Source organism: Mesorhizobium sp. M0621 (assembly GCF_040320745.1).
GTDB lineage: Bacteria > Pseudomonadota > Alphaproteobacteria > Rhizobiales > Rhizobiaceae > Mesorhizobium.
This window is the reverse complement of the sequence record NZ_JAMYQF010000101.1, coordinates 1-8750: the sequence shown is the minus strand read 5'-3', so window position 1 is coordinate 8750 and position 8750 is coordinate 1. Positions and strand designations below refer to the sequence as shown.

Below are 8750 nucleotides of genomic sequence, written 5' to 3'. Positions count from 1 at the left end.
ATCGCCAGCACCCTCGACGACGTCACCCCAAACGAATGCAACAACTACATCGAAAGCGCAGGCTACAAGTCAACCTAAATGCGAACCGCTCTAGGTCAGATTACCCTTCGCGGATGGAATAGTGGTTAAGATTGCGGATGCCTGGACAGGGCTTGGTCGATGCTGGCGCCGGTGTGCTTTGATTGGGAGGAAGCGAAAGCCGCCAGACCTCGATCTCCACGACAATGTGCTGCGCAAATGGATACGCGAGCTGTGGATCCGCAGCTCCCGGGGCAGATGAAGCCGGAGCTATTGGAGATCGACCAGCTTCGCAAGGAAGTCGCGAAGCTGAAGGCGGAGCGTGACATCCTAAAAAAGGGCCAGCCTACTTCGCGAGGGAAGTGACATGAGGTTCGCTTTCATCGCGAGGCACCGGAGCCTCTGGCGGGTGGTATGGCTGTGCAGTGCGTTGGATGTGTCGCGGTCGGGCGTCCATGTTTACCGCAGCACCAGTGCTCGTTCCCGTGACGATGAGAGAGGTGGTGCCCGTTTTTGAGACAAGGGCGTAGGCTGGATCGACCTATGGGAAGGACGATCCTCAATGACGACACACAAACGGTTCGGCCGAGTTCAAGGCGAAGGTCGCGCACGGGTGTGATCCGCACACTGACTAGGACCCTCGAGCGCACATCCAAGGGCTTACCCAACAGCGACATGACGCACTGATGCCCAAAACTACCAGCCTGAACGCCTCAGTTACCTACGAAAGGCATGGCTCGAACCCGACACAAGGGTTGGCGACTGAACACCTTGACGGATGTGCTTCTATATACCGAGCTTGTCTCTGCTCTCTTCATTGATCAGATTTTCCCTTCGAGCGGGCGCCTGCGATGGGTGACGCGCAGCAGACTGTGGCCGCGTGAACGAACGCAATAGTGACGGAGCGCCCCTAGTCTCCCATTCGGGCCTTATGCCGTCCTTCATCTATCTCAAATCCAGATGACATCAATACAAACACTGAATTTGACGGAAGCCCTTCGGCACTTGCAAACTGACTAACAAAAAAGCAACGCCGAGAGCGGAATTAGTGTTGCGGCATGCGCCTAAGCATCCGAGCGACGACGAATTGATAGCCGCTTCACCCAGCAGTCAGACTAGCTCTCTTCCAGCCAAAAAAAGGGGAATGTAACGTGACAATCTCACGACGCGAAATGATCAAGGCGGGTTTGGCCGCCGGAGCGGCTATATCGATCCCATCCGTCCTGCGAGCACAGACAGCACCAATCGCAGCGCGGACAGTCCGGATGGTGATGGGTGACCTCAGTGTGTTCGACCCGGTCGTTACTACAGCAACCATCACTGCCAACCATGCCCTGGCGGTTTACGATACGCTGTTTGCCCTTGATTCGAAGTTGACGCCGCAGCCGCAAATGATCGGGAAATGGGGCGTTTCCGACGACAAAAAGACCTATACGTTCGAGCTCCGCGACGGTCTGGGCTGGCACGACGGGACTCCCGTCACCGCAGCGGACTGCGTAGCCTCGATCCGTCGCTGGGCCCAGGTGGATCCCGGCGGAAAACTGATTATGGAGCGAGCCAAGGATATCTCAAAGAAGGATGACAAGACCTTCACCATCGCGCTAACGGAGCCGTTGGGGATTCTGAGCGATATCTTGGCGAAAGTGGCTCCGCCGTGCCTGTACATCATGCGCGAGAAGGACGCGAGCCGCCCTGCGACAGAGCAGGTAACCGCGAATATCGGATCGGGACCCTTCAAATTCAACGAGGCTCTTGCCAAGCCAGGCGCGAACTTCACCTACGACCGCAATGAGAAATATGTACCTCGTAGCGAGCCTTCCGATGGATTGGCCGGCGGAAAGCTCGTCAACGTCGATCGCGTTATCTGGGACAATATTTCCGATCAGCAGACTGCTTTCGCGGCCTTGCAGGCGGGCGAAGTCGATTTCATTTGGACGCCCGCCTCCGATCTTTACTCAACGATTGAGACCGATCCCAACCTTGCACTGCAGGTTCTGAACAAGTCGGGCAGTGTTTACTTCATGCGCATGAACTGTCTGCAGAAGCCGTTCGACAACGTCAAGGCGCGCCAAGCGATGCTCCTCCTGATCGATCAGGAGGCATTCATGCGCACCAGTTTTCCTCCAGAATACATTAGCGTTGTCACTTCGATATTTGGAAACCATACGCCTTATTCCAACGACGAAAACACGGGATGGTACAAGAAAGGTGGTGATCCGGAAAAGGCCAAGCAGCTGTTCAAGGAGGCCGGATACACCGGCGAGAAGGTCGTCATTCTCCAACCCACGGATTGGGCGGAGGCAAGCAATACCTCTCAGCTTCTGGCAGCCACGCTGCGGAAGATTGGGGTCAATGCCGAGCTTGCGCCGAGCGACTGGGGCGGGCTTGTCGCACGCCGGGCAAATAACGGCTCTGTCGAGAACGGCGGCTGGAGCATATTCATCACAAACGAGTCCGATTATGAACGCAGCGATCCAGTCGGCAACCCCACTCTAAGCGCGAATGGCGAGAAGGGTTGGTTTGGCTGGCCGAAGAGCGATGAATATGAGGCTCTTCGCGGCAAATGGGCGAAAGTCGAAACGCTTGAAGAGCGCAAGGCACTGGCGCGCAAGATGCAACAAGAATATTGGAATTTCGTGGGCACCGTTCTACTGGGTGAAGCTGTCTCGCCAATCGCACGCCGCAAGGCACTCACCGGCCTCATCGGCATGCCGGGGCTTGTCCCTATGTGGAACATGCAGAAGGCCTGAGCCGAGATGGCTGACTACGTCCTTCGCAGATTGTTTTCGACCATCGCCGTCATGGCGATGGTCGGGATTTTCGTGTTTCTGCTTCTCAGACTGGCACCGGGCGATCCGGCGGCCATGATCGCTGGTAGGCAGGCCACGCCGGAGATGATCGCCGGCATCCGCGAGCAGCTGGGATTGAACGATCCTATGCCGATTCAGTTCTTGCGCTGGGTGCGCGACATGGTGGGCGGCGATTTCGGCACCTCGATCTTTGCCGGACGGCCTGTTCTTGAGCTAATCTCGCAGCGGCTTGAACCGACCCTTTCCCTGTCGATCCTGACGATGTTCCTTTCGGTGACGGTCGGGGTCTCGTTCGGCATCCTTGCCGCGTGGCGAACTGGCGGTTTCGTCGACCGCCTCCTGGCGGCGTTCTCGGCACTCGGTTATTCCGTGCCGGTCTTTGTCATCGGCTTTTTTTTTATATACTTTTTCGCCATCAGGGCACACTGGCTGCCGGTCCAGGGATATGTGCCGATCGATGCTGGCCTCGGGGCTTGGTTTGTGCACCTGATCCTGCCCACCGTGGCGCTAAGTCTTGGCTACATTGCATTCATCGCGCGGGTTACGCGGGCGAGCATGCTCGAGGTCCTGTCGGAAGACTATATGCGAACAGCCGCCGCCAAGGGCGCTTCTGCCTATGCCATGCTTTTCCACCATGCGTTGAAGAATGCCGGCGTCCCGATCCTGACCGTGATCGGCATAAGCTTCGCCTATTTGATAGGCGGAGTCGTCCTCACGGAAACGGTGTTCAACATACCCGGTATCGGCCGCCTGGTCGTAGATGCGATCAACAATCGCGACTATCCCATCATCCAGAGCGTGCTCGTCCTGACTTCGGGTCTGTACGTCCTCATCAATCTCACGGTCGATCTGGCCTACACGCTGATCGATCCCCGGATCCGGTACTGATATGACGATTTTGTCCGTACCAGTTGAAGTAGTGCCGATGGGTCGGCTGCAGCTGTCCGATCTTCCCCTGCTCGCAAGGCGGCACCCGTTGGTCTGGATCGGCGGTGGCCTCCTAGGGCTCCTGGTCGTTCTGGCCTTGGCAGCCCCGCTTTACGCCGGCGATCCGGTGACGATGGATCCATTCAAGCGCCTTCAGCCGCTTTCCGCCGAGATGTGGTTCGGAAGCGACAATCTGGGCCGGGACGTGTTTGCGCGAACGATCTTTGGGGCCCGAGTATCCCTGATGGTCGGATTGCTGTCGGCGACATGTGCGTCTTTAGCCGGGCTCCTGATTGGCATCCTCGCCGGCTACAGCCGCCCTTTCGACAGCGTCGTCATGCGGATCATGGACGGCCTGATGTCGATCCCAACCATTCTGCTGGCGATTGCGCTTATTTCTCTGACAGGCCCGGGGATCGGCATCCTCATCGTCGCCATCGCAATCCCTGAGACGCCAGCCGTAGCGCGGCTTGTTCGTTCGGTGGTTCTGGGTGTTCGCGAGCGTCCCTACGTGGAGGCCGCGCTCTGCGGCGGTGCGCGCCTGCCCAAGGTGCTGTGGCGGCATATCCTGCCGAGCACCATTCCGGCGCTGATGGTCCAAGGTGCTACTGTCTGCGCCAGCGCGATCCTGACGGAGGCGGGGCTGAGCTTTCTCGGCGTGGGCGTGCCGCCTGAGATTCCGAGCTGGGGCAACATGATTGCCAGTTCGCGCCTCTATCTTGCCATCGCCCCAATGACGATCTTTGCACCGGGTATCTGCCTTGCCGTCACGGTCCTTGCCGTCAATCTTCTCGGCGACGGTCTGCGCGACATGTTCGATCCCCGCTCGAAGCGGAGACGCTGACATGCTGATGCGAGAATCTGCAGGGGATGATGTGCTTCTCGACGTTCGCGACCTTGAGACGCATTTTTACGGCGAGGAAAGCGTCACCCGTGCCCTGAGCGGCATCAGTTTTCAGGTTAACAAAGGCGAAACGCTTGGGGTCGTCGGCGAATCCGGATGCGGGAAGAGCGTCACCGCTCTATCCATTCTTCGCCTGCTGCCGAAGCTGTCCGCCAGGACGGTTGGCGGCGAGATCCGTTTTCGCGGGCGCGACCTGCTCGAACTGTCCGATCGGGAGATGCGAAAGATCCGCGGCGACCAGATCGCCATGATCTTCCAGGAGCCTATGACGAGTCTGAACCCGGTCTATACGGTTGGGCACCAGATCGCGGAAGCTGTGCAGCTCCACACCAAGGCCTCGCGGCCCGTTGCCATGGCGAAAGCCAAGGAGATGCTCAGTCTGGTCCGCATCGCCGACCCCGAGCGTCGCGTGAACAACTATCCCCACGAAATGTCGGGTGGCATGCGCCAGCGCGCTATGATCGCCATGGCCCTGGCCTGCTCACCGGAACTGTTGATTGCCGATGAGCCGACGACTGCACTCGATGTCACAATCCAGGCGCAGATCCTGCGGCTCATCGTCGAGCTGAAAGAGCGCACGGGAACGGCCGTCATGTTCATCACGCATGACCTGGGGGTGATCGCCGAGACATGCCAACGCGTGATCGTGATGTATGCCGGCCGGATCGTAGAACAAGCGAACGTGATAGATTTGTTTGCGCGTCCGGCGCATCCCTACACTCAGGGGCTGATGCGATCGGTGCCTGATCCGCGGCGAGGCCGTCAGCGCCGCCTTCCAGAAATTGCCGGCATCGTGCCAAGTCTGCGCGAACCTATTGCCGGCTGCAGTTTTGCCCCTCGCTGCCCCTTTGCGATCGACATTTGCCGCGAGAAGAGGCCCCCCTTGCGTGATGTCGGATCGAGCCACGCCGCAGCTTGCTGGCGCGCCGAAGAGGTGATGGGCGCATGAACGGCCCTCTGCTGAAAGTCGAGAATCTGACCAAGTATTATCCGCTCGGTGCAGGATTCCTGAAGAAGACCATTCCGGTAATCCGGGCGGTGGAGGATGTATCCTTTTCCGTCGAGGAGGGCGAGACGCTTTGCATCGTGGGTGAATCCGGCTGCGGCAAGTCGACTGTCGCGCGGCTGTTAATGCGACTCGTCGAGCCGACGGCTGGGCGCGTGCTGATCGACGGGACCGATATTGCGGGCCTCAAGAAGGACGCGCTCCGCGCCTGGCGCCGTCGGATGCAGATGGTGTTTCAGGATCCTTACTCCTCGCTGAACCCGCGCCTGACTGCCGGGCAAATTATCACGGAGCCTGTCGAGAATTTTGAGCGTCTCAGCCGCAAGCAGCGCAACGCGCTTGCTGCTGACCTTCTCCGAAAAGTCGGGATGTCGCCCGAAATGATGCACAGGCTCCCGTCCGAATTGTCGGGCGGTCAGCGGCAGCGGCTCGGCATTGCACGCGCCCTGTCGCTTAACCCCTCGCTCATCATCGCCGATGAAGCCGTGTCAGCCCTAGATGTCTCCGTGCAGGCACAGATCTTGAATCTGCTTCTGGATCTGCAACAGCAGATGGGCATCGCCTTCGTCTTCATCTCGCATGACCTGGGCGTCGTGGAGCATATCGCGCATCGCGTTGCGGTCATGTACCTGGGGCGGATCGTGGAGCTCGCCCCTAGCGAGGCGCTCTTCGCGAAACCGGTCCATCCCTACACCGAGGCGCTGATCGCGGCAGCTCCAGCGCCCGATCCTACGCGGATTCGGCTGGAGGCCCCCGTCGAGGGCGAGGTGCCAAGCCCGATCAATCCGCCGAGCGGATGCGCGTTTCATCCGCGTTGCCCATTCGCGGTGGAGCGATGCCGCATCGAAGTGCCCCCTTTGGTGCCGATGGCAGACGGGCGGGTCGTGGCATGCCACGTGCGCGCTCCGGCCACGGGCATGCCTACCCAGTCGGCAGCGCTGGCCAATTCCTGGGCCCCTGTGGCGTAGCCCCAGTCCTCTGACATCCAACATCGTTGCCAAGAAGCATACGTAACTAAAGGAGAAGCTGTATGGAAAAGCATTTGCGCGAAAACGGTCCTCGCGTCGTCGAGCAGGATGACAACTTCGATACGGTCGGTTCAGTACAAACAAACGTGGCGGACGGTTTCACCATGGTAGCAGTGGGTGACCTCATCCTGTCGCGGCCGCTGACGAAATACCAACATCCCGGCTTTGATGGCCTCGTCAAGATCCTTCGTGATGCCGATGTCACGTTTGGCAACCTAGAAACCAACATCTTCGATATCCGATCGTTCAAGGGAAGCCCGGAGGCTGAGTACGGCGGTGCGTATCTTATCAGCTTGCCAGAGATTGGCCCCGATCTGAAGGCGATGGGGTTCAACACTGTCAGTCGCGCGAACAACCATACCCTCGACTGGGGCCTTGAAGGCATGCGCGAGACGAGCCGTGTGCTCGATGAGAACGGCATCATCCATGCAGGTGCGGGCGAGAATCTCGCACAAGCCGGGGCCGCTCGCTTTCTGGAGACTGTCCGAGGTCGCGTGGCGTTGGTGTCGTTTGCTACATCGTTTGCCCCAATGGCTCGTGCGGGTGATCCCGCCGGCGAGGCGCCTGGCAGACCGGGGCTCAACGCACTCCGTTTGGAGAAAAGCATCGTGGTGCGGCCAGAAATGCTCGAAAATTTGAGGCAGGTGCGCGATGCGCTGCCCGACTCCGAGCCCGGCCGTGCTGATCCGAACCGGGTCGCCTTCGCTGGAATGAAATATAAAGTTGGCGAAAAGGCCGGCTACAGCTACGAAGCGGATCGGCGAGATGTCGCCGACATTCTACGAAACGTTCGCCGCGGCAAGCAGTTCTCAGACTTCTGCATCGTAACGAACCATTGTCACAATCCCGGGAACTGGAGCCATGAGTCCGCCGATTACGAGCAGTCGTTTGCGCGTCGAATGATTGACGCCGGAGCTGACGCATATGTCGGGCACGGACCGCACCTGCTGCGAGGAATCGAGATCTACATGGGCCGGCCCATCTTTTACAGCTTGGGGAATTTCTTCTACGATCAGCTCCGGACCCCTGCGGGGGCTGACATGTTCGAGGTCTATGGGAAGGACCCGAGGGTCGATACAGATGCCGAGGTGACAGTCGAAGAGGAAGCAAAAGGGTACCCTACCGCTGAGGGGTTTGTAGAAGCGCTCTCCGCCCCAGTCTACTATGAGAGCATCATCACCGTTAGCCGCTTTGAGCAGAATCAGCTGGCTGAACTGCGGCTCTACCCTGTCGAACTCGGTTACTCGAAGAGGTTTGCTAACCGAGGCCTCCCGCGGTTGGTCGCCGGGCTGCATGCAAAGGCCATTTTGGAGCGTCTACAGACACTCTCGAAGCCATATGGGACTGACATCGCAATCGAGAACGATGTTGGAGTGATCAGGTTGCGTCCAACTGCGCCGTGATGTTCGGCTGGGCTGCGCCATTCTATACGTATCTGTCTCGATTCCGATTATCGGTTCCCCGAAAAACATTTGAGCACTTAGGCCCGGCTGAACGCAGGCATATAACGGACAAGGAGGCAGAGCGCAGCACGTAGGAGTAACGAGTAGGGCCGCGCGCGTAGATGCCCGAATTGCGGCACGTGCTCGGGCGATGGCAGCATACTTCCAGGGTTCGGTCGCAAACTGTTCAGTAAGCGGACCATGGCATGGAACGCTCCTCAGCTGTGGAGGAGTGCATAATGTTGAAGGGCCGCCATTTCGACCAGTTCGGTGACCCTGCTATGCGCCCGGTGGTACCTGGCCTAGAATTTCAGCCTTCGCGATCTGGAAGAACGATGGCCAAGCGCGGATTAAGCGTCGATCACTCCTACCGTGCATCGCTGGGTCGTCCACTTTTCGCCGCAAATGCACTGGAGCGTTTCAGCCGGCACAAGGAAACGTCATGCGGCGATCACTGATGCGATCCGCACCCGCAAGAGCCGGTATCTCAACAATCGCATCGAACAGGATCACCGGCGCCTCTAGAGCGGGATGAAATGAGACTGAATCGGCTTGGGATTCCCTTAGGCGTGCAAATCTGATTCAACCTTCATGCTGGGCAAGGAGGTCAGCATG

At 58.9% G+C, this 8750-nt stretch carries 6 protein-coding genes and 2 pseudogenes; all 8 read left to right on the top strand.

Features of this window, described 5'->3' with window-relative positions; all coding sequences use genetic code 11:
* Positions 1-205: 205 nt before the first annotated feature.
* Positions 206-514 (top strand): annotated as a pseudogene (locus tag NKI38_RS32850) (IS3 family transposase); the annotation flags it as partial.
* A gap of 655 nt (positions 515-1169) precedes the next feature.
* Positions 1170-2768, top strand: a complete 1599-nt coding sequence (locus NKI38_RS32845) for an ABC transporter substrate-binding protein (RefSeq protein ID WP_352664952.1) — start codon at positions 1170-1172, stop codon at positions 2766-2768.
* A 6-nt stretch (positions 2769-2774) separates the two neighbouring features.
* Positions 2775-3716, top strand: a complete 942-nt coding sequence (locus NKI38_RS32840; RefSeq protein ID WP_352664950.1) for an ABC transporter permease — start codon at positions 2775-2777, stop codon at positions 3714-3716.
* Between the two features lies 1 nt (position 3717).
* Positions 3718-4599 carry an ABC transporter permease gene (locus tag NKI38_RS32835; RefSeq protein ID WP_352664948.1) on the top strand — a complete coding sequence of 294 codons (882 nt, stop codon included), beginning with the start codon at positions 3718-3720 and terminating at the stop codon, positions 4597-4599.
* 1 nt (position 4600) lies between these two features.
* Positions 4601-5608, top strand: a complete 1008-nt coding sequence (locus NKI38_RS32830; protein WP_352664946.1) for an ABC transporter ATP-binding protein — start codon at positions 4601-4603, stop codon at positions 5606-5608.
* A complete protein-coding gene (locus tag NKI38_RS32825; protein ID WP_352664944.1) occupies positions 5605-6633 on the top strand; it encodes an ABC transporter ATP-binding protein in 1029 nt (342 codons plus the stop codon). Before NKI38_RS32830 ends, NKI38_RS32825 begins: the two co-directional genes overlap by 4 nt.
* A gap of 62 nt (positions 6634-6695) precedes the next feature.
* Complete coding sequence (locus NKI38_RS32820) at positions 6696-8096, top strand: CapA family protein (protein ID WP_352664942.1); 1401 nt, start codon at positions 6696-6698, stop codon at positions 8094-8096.
* Positions 8097-8374: 278 nt separating this feature from the next.
* Positions 8375-8584 (top strand): annotated as a pseudogene (locus tag NKI38_RS32815) (IS6 family transposase); the annotation flags it as partial.
* Between the last annotated feature and the right edge of the window lie 166 nt (positions 8585-8750).